Source organism: Niveispirillum sp. FG156, from assembly GCF_057809555.1.
The window spans coordinates 127365-141616 of sequence record NZ_JBMDKE010000007.1 but is presented as its reverse complement, the minus strand read 5'-3'; the positions used below and the strand labels follow the sequence as shown (position 1 = coordinate 141616).

13 protein-coding genes are annotated in these 14252 nt (G+C 66.9%); 4 read left to right on the top strand and 9 right to left on the bottom strand.

What is annotated here, in order from left to right:
• Positions 1-142 precede the first annotated feature (142 nt).
• Positions 143-1438: a hypothetical protein gene (locus ACODSP_RS06350; protein WP_488964776.1), complete on the top strand. Its 1296-nt coding sequence runs from the start codon at positions 143-145 to the stop codon at positions 1436-1438.
• A gap of 73 nt (positions 1439-1511) precedes the next feature.
• Here ACODSP_RS06350 and ACODSP_RS06345 read toward each other — a convergent pair whose 3' ends face one another.
• Both ACODSP_RS06345 and ACODSP_RS06340 read right to left on the bottom strand, forming a co-directional pair.
• Positions 1512-1856 (bottom strand): hypothetical protein, encoded by a 345-nt coding sequence (locus ACODSP_RS06345; RefSeq protein ID WP_488964775.1) that lies wholly within the window; start codon positions 1854-1856, stop codon positions 1512-1514.
• A gap of 5 nt (positions 1857-1861) precedes the next feature.
• Entirely contained in the window at positions 1862-2209 is a 348-nt protein-coding gene (locus tag ACODSP_RS06340) for a hypothetical protein (protein WP_488964774.1), read from the bottom strand.
• A 143-nt stretch (positions 2210-2352) separates the two neighbouring features.
• Between ACODSP_RS06340 and ACODSP_RS06335 the strand changes: the two genes are divergently transcribed.
• Positions 2353-2841 carry an Lrp/AsnC family transcriptional regulator gene (locus ACODSP_RS06335; RefSeq protein ID WP_488964773.1) on the top strand — a complete coding sequence of 163 codons (489 nt, stop codon included), beginning with the start codon at positions 2353-2355 and terminating at the stop codon, positions 2839-2841.
• A gap of 260 nt (positions 2842-3101) precedes the next feature.
• Here ACODSP_RS06335 and ACODSP_RS06330 read toward each other — a convergent pair whose 3' ends face one another.
• The 7 genes from ACODSP_RS06330 to ACODSP_RS06300 all read right to left on the bottom strand — a co-directional run bounded on the left by ACODSP_RS06330 (position 3102) and on the right by ACODSP_RS06300 (position 11088).
• Complete coding sequence (locus tag ACODSP_RS06330) at positions 3102-3308, bottom strand: hypothetical protein (RefSeq protein ID WP_488964772.1); 207 nt, start codon at positions 3306-3308, stop codon at positions 3102-3104.
• Between the two features lie 337 nt (positions 3309-3645).
• Complete coding sequence (locus ACODSP_RS06325) at positions 3646-5226, bottom strand: lysine--tRNA ligase (RefSeq protein WP_488964771.1); 1581 nt, start codon at positions 5224-5226, stop codon at positions 3646-3648.
• Positions 5227-5325: 99 nt separating this feature from the next.
• Positions 5326-6180 carry a sterol desaturase family protein gene (locus ACODSP_RS06320; RefSeq protein ID WP_488964770.1) on the bottom strand — a complete coding sequence of 285 codons (855 nt, stop codon included), beginning with the start codon at positions 6178-6180 and terminating at the stop codon, positions 5326-5328.
• Positions 6181-6363: 183 nt separating this feature from the next.
• Positions 6364-6777 (bottom strand): DUF4167 domain-containing protein, encoded by a 414-nt coding sequence (locus ACODSP_RS06315; RefSeq protein WP_488964769.1) that lies wholly within the window; start codon positions 6775-6777, stop codon positions 6364-6366.
• A gap of 381 nt (positions 6778-7158) precedes the next feature.
• A complete protein-coding gene (locus ACODSP_RS06310; RefSeq protein WP_488964768.1) occupies positions 7159-7542 on the bottom strand; it encodes a VOC family protein in 384 nt (127 codons plus the stop codon).
• Positions 7543-7627: 85 nt separating this feature from the next.
• On the bottom strand, positions 7628-8485 hold the full coding sequence (prmC, locus tag ACODSP_RS06305) for a peptide chain release factor N(5)-glutamine methyltransferase (RefSeq protein WP_488964767.1): 858 nt from the start codon (positions 8483-8485) through the stop codon (positions 7628-7630).
• The gene (locus ACODSP_RS06300; protein WP_488964766.1) at positions 8482-11088 is read right to left on the bottom strand and encodes a helicase-related protein; all 2607 of its coding nucleotides are present in this window, start codon (positions 11086-11088) and stop codon (positions 8482-8484) included. The genes prmC and ACODSP_RS06300 overlap by 4 nt, the downstream gene beginning before the upstream one ends.
• A gap of 81 nt (positions 11089-11169) precedes the next feature.
• Here ACODSP_RS06300 and ACODSP_RS06295 point away from each other — a divergent pair, with 81 nt between their 5' ends.
• Positions 11170-12519 carry a hypothetical protein gene (locus tag ACODSP_RS06295; RefSeq protein ID WP_488964765.1) on the top strand — a complete coding sequence of 450 codons (1350 nt, stop codon included), beginning with the start codon at positions 11170-11172 and terminating at the stop codon, positions 12517-12519.
• 278 nt (positions 12520-12797) lie between these two features.
• Positions 12798-13880, top strand: a complete 1083-nt coding sequence (locus ACODSP_RS06290; protein ID WP_488964764.1) for a hypothetical protein — start codon at positions 12798-12800, stop codon at positions 13878-13880.
• The last annotated feature ends 372 nt before the right edge of the window (positions 13881-14252 follow it).

Genomic DNA, 14252 nt, shown 5'->3' with positions numbered 1-14252 from the left:
CCCGGCGACAAGCCGGGATGACGATAAGGTGTGCTTCCAGTCAACGTAAACCCGATCCGGGGCCTCCCCCCACCCGGCAAAATCCGCCGCCCCGCACTTGGCACGCGGCCTGCATTGATCTTTTCGAACCGGGAGGATCACCATGCCGCCAAGCACCATCCATATGGACCATGTCCGCGCCAAGACGCAGCACCTGCATGCCGCGTCGACGGATAGCGCCAAGGATGGGGCGAAGTCCGAAAAGGCCGCTGGCAAGGGCGAGGGCATGTCCTTCTGGGATGTGCTGGATGTGGTGAACCCGTTGCAGCACATCCCCGTCGTCAACAAGATCTATCAGGCCGTCACCGGCGACACGATCCGCACCCCGGCCAAGGTGGCGGGTGCGGCCCTGTTCTTCGGCCCCGTGGGTCTGGCCGTGGCCAGCGCCGATGCCATCCTGGAGAAGGAAACGGGCAAGGACGCCATGGACCATGTGGCCAGCGCCCTGGGCCTGGAGAAGGACGCCGCCCCGGCGGAGGATGATCCCTTCACCGTCACCGCCCCCCGCCCCGCCCAGACCGCCGACGCCACCCCGGCCCCGACCCCGCAGGCTGCTTCTGCTGCCCCCACCGCCGGCGCTGCAACCGCCGCACCGGCCCCCGGCGGCCCCGTGGAACTGTCCAGCGGTCAGGCAGCATTGCTGGAAAGCCTGATGGGTGGTGGGCAATCCCTGCCCAGCGCGCCCGGCACCACGGCAGCCCTTGCCGCCAGCGCCCCGGCTGCTGTTGCCGCCCCGGCCCCCGCGTCCCTGCCCATGGCCGCCCTGACCACCAGGGCGCCGGCCACGGTCCCCACCTCCATCAGCGCGCATGCGCCCGCCGCCGGTGGCATCGCCACGGCACAGCAGCTGAAGGACCTGGAAAGCACGCCCGGCGCGTCCGCCGCCCTGACCGCCGCGCGCGGCATGGGCACCGCCGCCGTGCTGGCCAGCCTGCCGGCCCCCGGTGCCGCCGGGTCGGGTGACAATCTGCTGACGGCGATGAGCCAGGAGCAGGCCGCCCCCGCCCGCGCCGGCAAGGGTCTGGCCGAATACCGCGCCGCCGCCATCTCCGCCGGTTCCATGGGGGTGAAGCCGATCGTGGCGTCCCGCGCCAACCAGATGGCCCGCAATGTCGGTGGTAACATGCCGGGCGCCGCCGTCCCCGCCATGCCGAAGCAGACCACGCAGCCGCAGGCCCCGACGGTCACCAATGCTCAGCCCGTTGCCACCCAGCCGCAGGCCACCCCGGCCCCGACCTACAGCCCGGCACAGGTCCAGGCACAGCAGCCAGCATCCTGGCCCCCGGGTGGTGCGGCGCCGCTGCCCAAGGAACTGATCGCCGATATGATGGGCCGCGCCATGGACAAGTATGACAGCCGCCCCCGCACCGGCGGCACCAATACCGACACGGTGCATTGAGGGGCCGTACCGGGCAATCGCGTTTCAGGCCGCAAAAGGGGCCAACGCATTTAAACTCCGAAATCGCCTCCCCTTACGCCGACAGGGCATCCGGCTCCACCACGCGGTGGCGTTCGGATGTCAGTACCTGACGGACCAGCGGTTGGGCGCGCAGGCAGCGGGCGATATAATCGCTTTCATCGCGGGTCAGGGTGCGGACCTGCACATCGACATGCAGGCATTCATCCGCCTCGAAATGCCGGGCCTGGACCGAGGCGGGCACCAGCCCGCGCTTGGCAAAGAATTCCAGTACACGCGGCAAGGCGCCCGGATCGGGATCGGCCAGCACCGCGAAACAGGCAGTACGGTTGGGGTCGGTGGGACGGGCCTCGGCCGGGGGCGGGGCCAGGACGGGCATGGCGGCGGCGACATTGTTCATGACCGTCACTCCGCCGCAACGGAAGCGGGGGCCTGCTTGCTGGCGCCACGCATTTCGGGGCCAACCGACAGCCGGTCCAGATCCGCCCGCTGGAAACAGCGCGACAGCACACCGACCGGATCGGCCATCGACCCGCCATCATCGGCGGGCACCAGCATGGCGAAAGCGCGCGTAGAGCGTGCCGCGCGCATCGCCGCCTCCACCGCCTCATCCAGCCCCACACCGGGTAGTTTCTGCCACGGCACCGGGGTAATCACACCGCCCGCCGCACGATGCACCGCCAGCGCGATCTGGGCGCCGGTGGTGGGATCGCGATAAACGGTCAGGCTGGCGGGGTGTTCCTGGGTGCTCATCTCCGGCTCCAAAATCCATGGGTTCCCGCTTGTGCGGTGCAATAACCATAGGGCAAGCGCCGGGGCATTTCTTTGCAAGTTTCGTTCAGATGACATAGTTTGTGCAAATGTAATGCGCCAAATGGCAAACATGGGGATAGATCATGCAAGCACCGCAAAAGCCGCTGGACGGTCTGGACTGGCGCATCCTGGATCATTTGCAGCGTGACGGGTCCGCCACGGCGGCGGAGGTGGCGGAGAAGGTGGGGTTGAGCCAGAGCCCCTGCTGGCGCCGCATTCAGCGGCTGGAGGAAGATGGGATCATCAAGCGCCGCGTGGCCCTGCTGGACCGCAAGGCCATCGGGCTGAACGTGCTGATCTTCAGCCATGTGAAGCTGGAGGCGCATAGCGGCGACCTGCTGACCGATTTCCGCGAGGCCATCCGCCGCATTGCCGAGGTTCAGGAATGTTTCGTGCTGATGGGGCAGGTCGATTTCATGCTGCGCATCGTGACCAAGGATATCGAGGCCTATGAGGCGCTGTTCTTTGAGAAACTGTCAAAGCTGCCGGGCGTGCGCGAAATCAACAGCATGATCGCCGTGTCCACCGTGAAGGAAACAACGGAACTGCCCTTGCCCGGTCTGGCCGGGTAATACCATCGGCATAAATGACAGACCGTTGATGTCACTACCGAGACTTCATCGTAGCGCGGATTAGCGAAGCGTAATCCGCGGAGCGACGCCGGGGAAGCCCGCGGATTACGGCTGCGCCTAATCCGCGCTACGTAGCCACCCCAGACCATCGGTCATGATTTTGTGCCCCTGGTATAACTGGCCGGGTAATCGAACCTGCTCGCGGTCAATCACAAACAGGTCCGGCGGCAACTTCCGCCGCTCGGTGCTTGAGGGAACACCTACCGCGACGCGACGAGGGTGCGTTCCAGCATCTCGGCCTTGACGGTGCCGGTATCGGTGCGGGCCGTCTGATCTCCCCGGCTGGCATTGCCGGCGGCGACGCCCGCCATGACCAACAGCAGGGCCGTGGTCAACACCAGACCCATGGCCGACAGCTTCTGACGGTCAACGCGGGAAAGGGTGCGGTCCAGGGTGCGATTGGTCATGGCGGTCATCCTTCCATCAGGAAGCCGACAGACCGGTTCGGGGCGGGAAGCCGGCGCTGTCGACCCCCGCAGAACAACAGCCGCTCTGGGCAGGTTCAGGACGGGATTAGGGCCATTTGGCGGCAGGCTTGGCAAAAAATTCGGGCGGGCCATTTGCGACGGCCCGCCCGGTATAATGTTGCCCATTCAATCGTCATCCCGGCGAAAGCCGGGACCCAGCGAGAGCAGCGGTAGCTGCGACATGACTCATACCGGCGCTAACCGCGCCTTATCCTGGGTCCCGGCTTGTCGCCGGGATGACGAAGAGAGCGAGCAAAGCAAACGGAGAACCGCCCCCTTACCGCGCCAGCGCCGCATCGATCATGGCCACCGTCTCCTTCACGCCGTAGAGCGCGATGAAGCTGCCCATGCGCGGGCCGGTGGTCTGGCCCAGCAGCACCTCGTACAGCGCCTGGAACCAGGCGCGCAATTCGGTGAAGCCATGCTTCTTGCCAACCTCGAACACCTGATTCTGCAACTGGTCGGCGGGCGTGTCGGTAGCGATATCGGCCAGGACGGCGCGCAGCTCGGTGATGGCCGCCCGCTCCTGCTCGCTGGGTGCGCGGTACTGTTTCGTGGGCTTCACGAAATCCTGGTAATAGGTGACGGCATAGCCGACCAGCTTGTCCAGGAACGGTGCCGTCTCCGGCGACGCGCCCGGCGCATAGCGACGGATGAAGCCCCACATCACATCGGCACTTTCGGCGTTCGCCGCCCCCGCGAGGTTCAGCAGCAGGCCGAAGGTCAGGCCCGCCGTGCCCCGCACATCATCCGGCACCACGCCGTCATGGATGTGGTGGACGGCGGTCTCCAGCTTCTGTGCCGGCTCCAGCGCGTCGAACTTCTCCACAAACGTCAGATATTCATCCACGGCGCGCGGGATCACGTCGAAATACAGCTTCTTGGCCGCGCGCGGCTTGTTGAACATATACAGCGCCAGACTTTCCGGCGGGGCATAGCGCAGCCATTCCTCCATCGTCAGGCCATTGCCCTTCGACTTGGAGATCTTCTGCCCCTTCTCGTCCAGGAACAGTTCGTAGTTGAAGCCGTCGGGCGGGGTGCCGCCCAGGATCTTCACGATCTTGCCGGCCAGTTCGACCGACGGGATCAAATCCTTGCCGGCCATTTCATAATCGACACCCAGCGCCAGCCAGCGCATGGCCCAGTCCGGCTTCCATTGCAGCTTGACGGCCCCGCCGGTGACCGGCGTCTCCACCTTCCTGCCGTCCTCATCCTCATAGACGATGGTGCCAGCATCGACATTGCGTTCCAGCAGCGGCACCTGCAGCACCCGGCCCGTGGACGGGCTGACGGGCAGGAACGGGCTGTAGGTCGCCTGACGCTCGGCCCCCAAGGTGGGCAGCATCACGGCCATCACCTCGTCGTAATGGCGCAGGACGGCCAGCAATGCCGCATCGAAACGACCGGACGTATACCAGTCGGTGGCCGACTGGAACTCGTATTCGAAACCGAAACGATCCAGGAAATCCCGCAGCATCGCATTGTTGTGATGGCCGAAGCTTTCGAACTTGCCGAACGGGTCGGGCACCTTGGTCAGCGGCTTGCCCAGATGCTGGGCCAGCAACTCGCGGTTGGGCACATTGTCGGGGACCTTGCGCAGCCCATCCATATCGTCGGAAAAGGCGAACAGGCGCGTGGGCACGCCCGGCAGCAGCCGTTCAAAGGCGCGGCGCACCATGGTGGTGCGCGCCACCTCGCCAAAGGTGCCGATATGCGGCAGGCCCGACGGACCATAGCCGGTTTCGAACAGGACATAGCCTTTGGGCGGGGCTTTGCCACCAAGACGCGCCACCAGCTTGCGCGCCTCCTCAAACGGCCAAGCCTTCGCCCCAAGCGCCAGTTCCTGTTCGCTGCTCATCACATGTCACCGAAGAAAGAAAAACAAGGCGGCAACCCTATGGAAAAGCCCGGAAAGGGTCAATGCGCGCCCAGGCCGGGGCGGGCATGCGAGGGGGTATCAGCCCCCAGCCCCAAACCGGAACCGCTCCCCCTTTTCCGGCAGCGCATAGGTCCCGAACATCCGGTCCCAGAGGGCGAGCGCGGTACCGAAATTCCGGTCCCGGTGCTGGTTCGCCATGGAATGATGCAACTGATGCATATGGGGGGAGATCAGCCAGCCCGACAGCGCGCGCGGGAACGGCATCGGTACGGGGCTGTGGCGCAGATGCGCGAAGGCCAGACCCCATCCCAGCATGAAGATATTGACGCCCAGCACCGTCAGGGCCGGCACCTGCGTCCCCGCCAGTCCGGCCACGAACCCCAGCCCCACCCCCTGGCCGATCATATTGCCCGACAGATGCACCACCTGCTCCCACGGCCAGAAGCGGAAGGCGGTCAGCGGCGTCAGGACAGGCGGGGCATGGTGCAGCCGGTGGCTGCGCCACAGCAGCGGTACCGCATGGAAAAGCCGGTGGGTCCAGTAAAGCGCGAAATCGCCCGCCACAAAGGCGGCAAGAGCGGCCAGCAACAGCAGCGGCCAATCCGGAATGTCCGTGGCCCCGCCGCCGATCAACACCCCGGCAAAGGCCGCCGCCCCCTGGCTGGCGATCAGCGACAGGGTGAACAGCAAGGGCGACAGCAGAAATGGCAGGGCCGAATTGGCGATGAAGCATCCGGCATCGATGGGCAGCTCGCGCCAATAATCGGCGGCCCGCCCCCACAGCGCGCGGTCACGCCCGAACCAGACGGCCCCGATCAGACCGACGGCCAGGCCCGGCCACCACAGCACCGATTCCGGTGCCGTCAGCAGGCCCGGAAGCGATGAAATCCAGTCATCGACAGCCTGATCCCAGGCCGACCGCGTCTGCGCCATGCCGGATGCGTCCCTTCCGCGCTCCCCTCGTCATCCCGGCGACAAGCCGGGACCCAGGGGGTGCAGGATCGCACGTTGGCGCTGCCATGGTCAAAGCACAGCACAGCGGTCGGGCGCGTGGCCCCTGGGTCCCGGCTTATCGCCGGGATGACGAAGAGGGGCCGTCCCAGGGGCCGACAAGTCTTACGCCGCCGGCTGGTCGCTTTCGCCCGGATCGCCATCACCCATGCCGTCATCGCCGCCTTCGCCCTCATCGCCGTCATAGCGCGGCACATGCTGGCGGGCGCGGCCTTCCTGTTCGTTGATCTGGCAGATGATGCGGTAATAATGCTCGGCATGCTGGAGATAATTCTCCGCCGCCACCCGGTCGCCGGACGTATGGGCATCACGCGCCAGGGCCTGATACTTTTCATAGACCTGGAAGGCGTTGCCGCGGATGCGCACATCCGGACCGCTGCTGTCGAAATTCTGGTGACGCAGCGGCATGTTCTGACGGCGATTACCGCCGCCACCATTATTGCCACCGCCGTTACCACCACCGCCATTGCCACCGCGGCCACGACGCCGCTGCTGCTGATTATTGGGTCCCTGTCTCATTCGCTATATGCTCGGCCCCTGGTTATCGAAGCCCCCGGACACCATGCCGTCCCGTCTTATCCGTTTTTATCGGCCTTGACCTGTTCGGGCGGCGTTTGATCGCCTTGGCCCTGGGACGCATAAGCCCCGGTCCGAGGGCTTTGCCACGGCAGGCGCCCCACGCGCTGCTGCCGTCCGAAGCGGACCCTAGCGATAGTCGCCTTGCATTCCAAGGGTTTTTTACGGATGCGTAACAGGTGGAAGACGAATTTATCTGTTCCCTCAGGCGCCGGGCGCCGCCATCCGGCGGCTTGGGCTTGCGCGGCATGGGCCGCGCGGCGGCAGTCGCCGCCGTACCAACGGTCAGCCGTGCTGACCGTTGGTATCGCAGACCCACGCCGGTCAGGCCGGAACGCGGTACAGGCCACACAGCTTGTTGCCTGCCGGATCGCGCAGATAGGCCAGGTACAGCTTCATCTCGCCCATGCTGCGCAGGCCGGGCGGGTCCTCACAGGTGGTGCCGCCATTGGCAATGCCGGCGGCGTGCCAGGCATCCACCTCTTCCGGCGACTTGGCGCCGAACCCGATGGTGCCGCCATTGGCACAGGTGGCCGGCTGGCCATTGATGGGCTTGGTGATGCCCAGCGTCCCCGTGGGCGTGCGATAGAAGACCCGGCCCTTGGGGTCGTAATAGCCAGGCGCAATGCCCAGCGCCGCCAGGGTCGCATCATAGAAAGCCTTCGATGCCTCGATATCATTGGCACCGAGAATGACATGGCTGAACATTTCCTCCCCCTCCTTCACCGATCCGCCGCGCGCATCCGCCGGCCTGTTTGGGGAGGGGGAGGATAGGGAGCGTCCGACACCGCCGTCAATCGCGGCCAGAACCCCGCCCCATGGCCACCCGGTCGCGTCCACCCAGGTCGCGCAAAGTGACGACATCCCCAAACCCGGCCCCGCGCATCAGGTCCGCCACCGCCGGCCCTTGATCCGCCCCATGTTCGAACCCGACCAGCCCGCCGGGCGACAGCAGCGGCGGCAACTCGCGCACCAGATGGCGATAGGGGTCAAGACCATCCGCCCCCCCGGCCAGCGCCCGCCACGGCTCAAACCGCGCCACCTCCGGCGCCAGCCCCGCAATCTCGGCATCGGGGATATAAGGCGGGTTGGAGACAATAATGTCGAACCCGCCGCCCAGCGCCTCCACCCACGACCCCGCCACAAACGCCGCCCGCGCCGACAGGCCCAGCGACACCGCGTTCGCCTGCGCCACCATCGCCGCGTCGGGCGAGAGGTCCACCCCCACCCCGAACGCCGCCGGATATTCCGACAGCAGCGCCAGCAGGATGGCCCCCGTGCCCGTGCCCAGATCCAGGATACGCCAGGGTCGCGCCCGGTCGGGGCAGGCCTTCAACACCCCCTCCACCAGCGTTTCCGTATCCGGCCTGGGGATCAGGGTTTCCGGACCCAGCGCCAGGGTCAGGCCCCAGAATTCCCAATCGCCCAGGATGCGCTGCACCGGCTCGCGCGCCGCCCGCCGGTCGACCAGCGCGTTGAACGAAGCCACCTGTTCTGCCGTGCCCGTCAACCCGTCGGGCCGGCGCAGGCGGGAAACGGGAATGCCAAAGGCCCGTTCGGCCAGATATAGCAGGTCCAGCCGCGCCTCTTCCACGCCCCGCGCCGTCAGGCGCTGTTCGGCATCGCGCAGCAGGATGGACAGATCGATCATGGCGTTGCCCCCTTCCCCCCGCGTCGTCGCCGCCGTCCGGCCCGTACCGGGGCCGGCACCGCCAGCATCTTTTCCTTCAGACCGGCCAGGGCGGCAAAGGGATTATCGGCATCCACGCGTACCCTCTCCACCGCTGCAACCACCGGCATGTCGGGCTTCCGCCGAACCCAGATATCGGGCGGCACCTCCTGCCCTTCCACCAAGGGCGGCTTTTTCCGCAAGCGCCAGCCCAGGGCCGTCAGGATGGCCGGAACCTCGGCGTTGGAACAGGCGGCCAGCGGCGCCAGACCCGACAGGTCGGTCAGCCTGCCATCACCCGACCGGTCGGTAATCACCTGCATCAACCGGTCCGCCATATCCACCCGCACGGCCCGCGGCCCCAGCGGCAGGTAACCGGCAGCGCGCAGCAACCCATCGTCCGTCCCCTCCCGCGCCACCGAAATCCGCCCCGGCGGCGGCAACGACACCGGCAGGGACAGTCCCTGCCGCACCGCCCAGAGCAGGCCCAGCATCGCGGCGGCACGCGGCTTGATCAGGCCCGGCAGGAAGATCTGCCCCACCCCGAACCGCACGCCCAGCCGTTCCAGCGCCACCCGCTGCGGCTTGTCGATCCCCGGCAGCAATCCCGCCACCGCCTCACGCGGCAATATCCCGGCCGCTTCCGACAGCTGAAACACCACCCCGCGCGCCGCCCCCTTGATCTCCGCCGTCTCCAGCCGGACCAGCGGGGCCAGATCGGCGCGCACGCGGGCCTGAACGAACCCCAGCAACCGCCCCCTCACCCGCTCCCGCTGCACCCCTTCCAGCAGATCATCGCGCAGCAGCCGCACCCCCGGCGACAGCAGCCGCTCCCCCGGTATCAGCCGCCCGACCTCCACCTGGTCCCAGCGCAGCACCCCGTCGGGACCCAGAGCAAAGGCATCGTCCCCCGCCGCCTCAACCGCTGCCACCCTGCGCGCAATCTCCTCACGCAGGGCCCGGCGCGCGGCGGTCATCAGGGTGGGGGCATCATCCTCCCCCACATCGGCCTGCATCTCAAAGCCAAGGCCCCGCAGCGCCCCCACCGCATGGCCTTCCACCACCACCGTCCCGTCGGCGGTGACAAACCCCGTCAGGTCGCGCCCGTCGCGCAGCGATTTCACCAGCCCCGCCGAGCGCTTATCAACAAAGCGCTGCGTCAGCCGTTCATGCAGCGCGTCCGACAGCCGATCCTCAATCCCGCGCGTCAAGCCCTGCCAATGCTTGGGATCGGCCACCCAATCGGCGCGGTGGCTGATATAGGTCCAGGTGCGGATATGGGCGATGCGCGACACCAGCGTGTCGATATCGCCGTTCAGATTATCCAGCCGCTGCACCTGTCCGGCCACGAAATCATTGGGCAACCGCCCGCCCGGCGCCATCAGATGCCGGTACAGCTGACCCAGCAGCCTCGTATGCGCGTCCGTCATGGTCTTGCGGAAGTCTGGCACCTGACAGACCTCCCACAGCATCTTCACCCCGCGCGGACGCCGCGTCAGGCCCATGACCTCCGCGTCACCGGCCAGCGCCTTCAACGCCTCCACATCATCGGCAGACCGGCCACGGATCAGCAGCGGCGATGGCGACGGCGCCTCCAGGCTGCGCAGCAAGCCCTCCACCGACCGCGTATCCAGCTCGCTGTTGCGCCAGCTCAGCTGTTGCAGCGGCGGGAACGTATGGTTCTCCACCGCCTGCACGATATCATCATCCAGGGGGGAGCAGTCCCAGGTAGTGCCGAAGGTGCCATCCGTCTGGTGCCGCCCGGCCCGCCCGCCGATCTGCGCCACCTCCGGTGCCGTCAGGCGGCGCGGGCGCTGCCCATCGAACTTGTTCATGCGGGCGAACCAGACATGGTCCACATCCATGTTCAGGCCCATGCCGATGGCATCGGTCGCCACCAGATAATCGACATCGCCCGCCTGATACATGGCCACCTGGGCATTGCGGGTACGGGGGGACAGCGCCCCCATCACCACCGCCGTGCCACCGCGCGACCGCCGCACCATCTCGGCCAGCTGATAGACCTCCGTCACGGAAAAGGCGGTGACGGCGCTGCGCGGCGGCAGCTTGGTCAGCTTCTTGTGCCCCCCGAAACTCAGCTTGGAAAAGCGCGGGCGGGTGATGATCTCCACCTTGGGGATCAGCTTCTGGATCAGGGGCCGGATCATGTCCGAGCCTAAAAACATCGTCTCCTCCCCGCCGCGCGCATGCAGCAGCCGGTCGGTGAAGATGTGCCCGCGTTCGCCATCGGCGCAAAGCTGGATCTCATCCACGCACAGGAACGCCACCTGCCGTTCCAGCGGCATGCTTTCCACCGTACAGACCCAGTAGCGCGGGGCCGGCGGGATGATCTTCTCCTCCCCCGTCACCAGGGCCACGTGATTGGCCCCTTTCATCCGCACCAGCTTGTCATAATTCTCGCGCGCCAGCAGACGCAGCGGAAAGCCGATCATGCCGGTGGCATGGGCCGCCATGCGTTCCATGGCCAGATAGGTCTTGCCGGTATTGGTGGGTCCAAGGACCGCCAGCACCCGGCCAGTCCCAACCGTGGCCAGTCCCGCCGCAGAGGATGAATGAGCATTCATGGTTTTTATCCATGGGCGGACGCCTGTGATAATGCAAGCCCGGCCATGGAAAAGCCATCTGTGCGGGTCAGATCATCAGGCATGAAGAAAGCGCTGCTCCTCCTCGCCATCCTCGCCTTCTCCCTCGCCGCCCCCGCCGGGGCCAGCCCGGAACAGGCGGCGTCCCTGAAGGATATGCTGACCCGCCGCCTGTCGGAATCGGCCAGCAGCCGTGACCGGCTGCATGTGGAGCGTGTGCCCGATGTGGCGGTGACGGAAAAGGCCGGCCTGTATCAGCTGCGCATCCCCATCCTGCGGCTGGCCGCCAATGATGGCTGGATGGTGGAGGCGCCGCTGGTGGAGGGTGACGCCACCCCCCGCCCCGACGGGTCGTGGCAATTGAAACTGCGCCTGCCGCAGGGTCTGACGCTGTATGGCGGCAATGGCTTCCGCCTGGGCGACATTGCGCTGGCCCGGCAGAACCTGACCCTTGCCATCAGCGGCGATGGCCGCTCCCTGCTCTCCGCCGATCTCGACATCGGCAATGCGACCTTCAAGCCGGCCCTGGGCGCTGGTACCGGCAGCCTGTCGGCCCTGCGCCTGATCCTGACGCCCAAATCCATGAAGGATGGGTTGTGGAGCGGGCGTGTGTCGCTGGCGCTGGATGCCCTGTCGTTAAAGGACCCGATGGGCATCGACCGGCTGTCGGTGCAGCGTCTGCGCCTGGATGGCGGGGCCGATGGTCTGGACATGCGCCGCATGGGCGATCTGCTGGCCAGCGGCGACCGCGCCCATCTGGACCGCATTGCCCGCAATGCCGACCTTTCCGCCGACATCGCCGGCTTTCGTCAGGTGCGCGACGATGGCACGCGCAGCGCGCTGGAAACGGGCAAAGGCAAGCTGACCCTGTCCGGCCTGTCATCGGCCAAGGCATCCCTGGCCCTGGACTGGACCCATGCCGGGTTGAGCCATACCGGACCCGGCCTGGATCAGGGCCTGTTGCCCGTGCGCGCCGCCATCAACCTGACCGGCACATCCCTGCCCAAGGCGCTTTTGACGGGGGCCAAGCCGGCGGATGGCTGGACCCCGGCCCTGGCGGCGGCGGGCAGTGCCATCAAACTGTCCAAACTCAATCTCTGGAACCCCAATTCCACCATCCTGGGCCAGGGCGATTTCCGCTTCGGCCCCGGCAATGCCAGCGGCGTGACGGGCAATGCCGCCCTGTCGCTGCGCGGCGTGGACAAGATCATCACCGGCATCAACCGGTCCATGGGCGCCAACGGCGCCACGCTGGCCATCGGCCTTTACGCGCTACAGGGCCTGGGCCGCCCCGAACCGGGACCCGAAGGCACCACCCACCAATATGCCCTGACCATCACGCCCACAGGTCAGGTCACCCTGAACGGCACCGACGCCACCAGCCTGTTCCGGGGCCTGATGGCGGTGAATTAGGGGGGATCGCCCCTGCCAACGTCCGGTCCCCGTCATCATCACTGTTTTCCTGGGTATCACTGCCTTCTTCGTCATCCCGGCGACAAGCCGGGACCCAGGGGCCAAGCGCCCGACCGCCGAACAATCTTTCGCGTGTCTGCGGCAAACTTTGATCTTGTGGCTCCTGGGTCCCGGCTTTCGCCGGGATGACGAGAAAGGGCGTATGCCCAACCCCATCTATGGAATATTTTCCTAAATTATGCCAGGATCACGCTCCCACCCCCTCACGGAGCGCCCCCATGCAACCCAACCTCTCCGGCCTTTCCCTGCGCCAGCGCCAGGACGCCATCCGCGCCGAAATAGCCGCCAACGGGGGCGAACCGGGGGCGTCCCGCCCGGCCCCCAACGATGACGCCGCCAGCAGCCCCCGCCTGATGGCAGGATATAATTCCCGCGCGGCGGATGAACCCACCTGGGCCAAGATCGCCTTTCACCTGGCTGCCGGCGTGCCGATCATCAAGATCGCGGAACATTACAAACTGTCGCGCACCACCATCTGGCGCGCCATCAACGGTTCCCACAATCTGCGCCGCCGCGTGGCCGAAGAACGCGCCCTGATGCGGCGGGAGGCGGACAGCCGGTTCATGGCCATGCGCGAACTGGTGGTGGACACGATCTACCGCGCGGTGGCCGACGGCAATATGCGCGCCACGCTCTGGGCCGCCGAACGGCTGGGCCTTGGCGAATCCCTGCTGCAACAGGCCGAAAAGCCGCCCAAGCCCGGCTATGCCCGCGTCCCCCAGGGCTGGTGGCCTGCCGACACCAAGGAAGGCGCCATCCTGGCCGACCTCGCCACCCCGCCCGGCCCCGACACACCCCTGCCCCTCATGGAGGAAAGCCCCGCGCCGGAGCCCCCCACCGGCCTGCGCCCGCCAGGACCGATCCGACCGTCACCCGTCGCCCACCCCAATCCCCTTCCCTCGTCATCCCGGCGAAAGCCGGGACCCAGGGGCCAAGCGCGCGACCTCTCCTCCCCACCCCCGACCCACGCCCCGGAAAACGCCCCGGAAAACGATGGCGCCCCTGCCCCCTGGGACCCGGCTTCCGCCGGGATGACGAAGGGGGAGGCAACAAGGACCGCCGGGCCATCTCCCAAAACCCCCTACCGCGCCCACCCCCGCCCCATCCCCACCCCACCCCACAGCCCCCGCCGCCCCGGCCCAACCCGCCACCCGCAAAGCTCCGTCCGCCTGCTGGCCTGGCTTCTGCACAATAGCCGCCCTGACGCCGACGGCCCCGACGGCATCCCCGGCCTCACCGCCGCCCGCCTCATCGCCCACGCCAACTGGCTCGCCATGAAGGGCAAGCATCACGACGACTGAAACCAGATACTGGTGAGAAGAACTCACCAGTATCTGGTTCGGCGGCGACTGCCGCCGCGCGCCCCATGGCGCGTAAGCCAAGCCGACGGATGTCGGCGCCGGTGACTGAGGCCGGGGATCGGTCACGATCACCGGAACATGAACTGAAACCCGCAAGAATCCCGTTCCACATGTTTCACAGGGTTAACGCCATCGAACCCATCCCGCGCCCCACGCAACGATGTTGCGCCGCACACATGCGAATCCCACCGGTCCGAACTGTGACGGATGCGTGACGCCATGCCGACGCGGGCTTGACACCCCTTATACTCTGCGCGAGCATAAGGGAGAGTAATGCTCAAATCGAGCATAAGTCCTTGCCGGAGCCGCCGC

What these genes read in the sequence shown, in the direction of transcription:
- ACODSP_RS06350 (WP_488964776.1), top strand. Translation starts at nt 143, where the DNA reads ATGCCGCCAAGCACCATCCATATGGACCATGTCCGCGCCAAGACGCAG.
- ACODSP_RS06345 (WP_488964775.1), bottom strand. Translation starts at nt 1,856, where the DNA reads ATGAACAATGTCGCCGCCGCCATGCCCGTCCTGGCCCCGCCCCCGGCC.
- ACODSP_RS06340 (WP_488964774.1), bottom strand. Translation starts at nt 2,209, where the DNA reads ATGAGCACCCAGGAACACCCCGCCAGCCTGACCGTTTATCGCGATCCC.
- ACODSP_RS06335 (WP_488964773.1), top strand. Translation starts at nt 2,353, where the DNA reads ATGCAAGCACCGCAAAAGCCGCTGGACGGTCTGGACTGGCGCATCCTG.
- ACODSP_RS06330 (WP_488964772.1), bottom strand. Translation starts at nt 3,308, where the DNA reads ATGACCAATCGCACCCTGGACCGCACCCTTTCCCGCGTTGACCGTCAG.
- ACODSP_RS06325 (WP_488964771.1), bottom strand. Translation starts at nt 5,226, where the DNA reads ATGAGCAGCGAACAGGAACTGGCGCTTGGGGCGAAGGCTTGGCCGTTT.
- ACODSP_RS06320 (WP_488964770.1), bottom strand. Translation starts at nt 6,180, where the DNA reads ATGGCGCAGACGCGGTCGGCCTGGGATCAGGCTGTCGATGACTGGATT.
- ACODSP_RS06315 (WP_488964769.1), bottom strand. Translation starts at nt 6,777, where the DNA reads ATGAGACAGGGACCCAATAATCAGCAGCAGCGGCGTCGTGGCCGCGGT.
- ACODSP_RS06310 (WP_488964768.1), bottom strand. Translation starts at nt 7,542, where the DNA reads ATGTTCAGCCATGTCATTCTCGGTGCCAATGATATCGAGGCATCGAAG.
- prmC (WP_488964767.1), bottom strand. Translation starts at nt 8,485, where the DNA reads ATGATCGATCTGTCCATCCTGCTGCGCGATGCCGAACAGCGCCTGACG.
- ACODSP_RS06300 (WP_488964766.1), bottom strand. Translation starts at nt 11,088, where the DNA reads ATGAATGCTCATTCATCCTCTGCGGCGGGACTGGCCACGGTTGGGACT.
- ACODSP_RS06295 (WP_488964765.1), top strand. Translation starts at nt 11,170, where the DNA reads ATGAAGAAAGCGCTGCTCCTCCTCGCCATCCTCGCCTTCTCCCTCGCC.
- ACODSP_RS06290 (WP_488964764.1), top strand. Translation starts at nt 12,798, where the DNA reads ATGCAACCCAACCTCTCCGGCCTTTCCCTGCGCCAGCGCCAGGACGCC.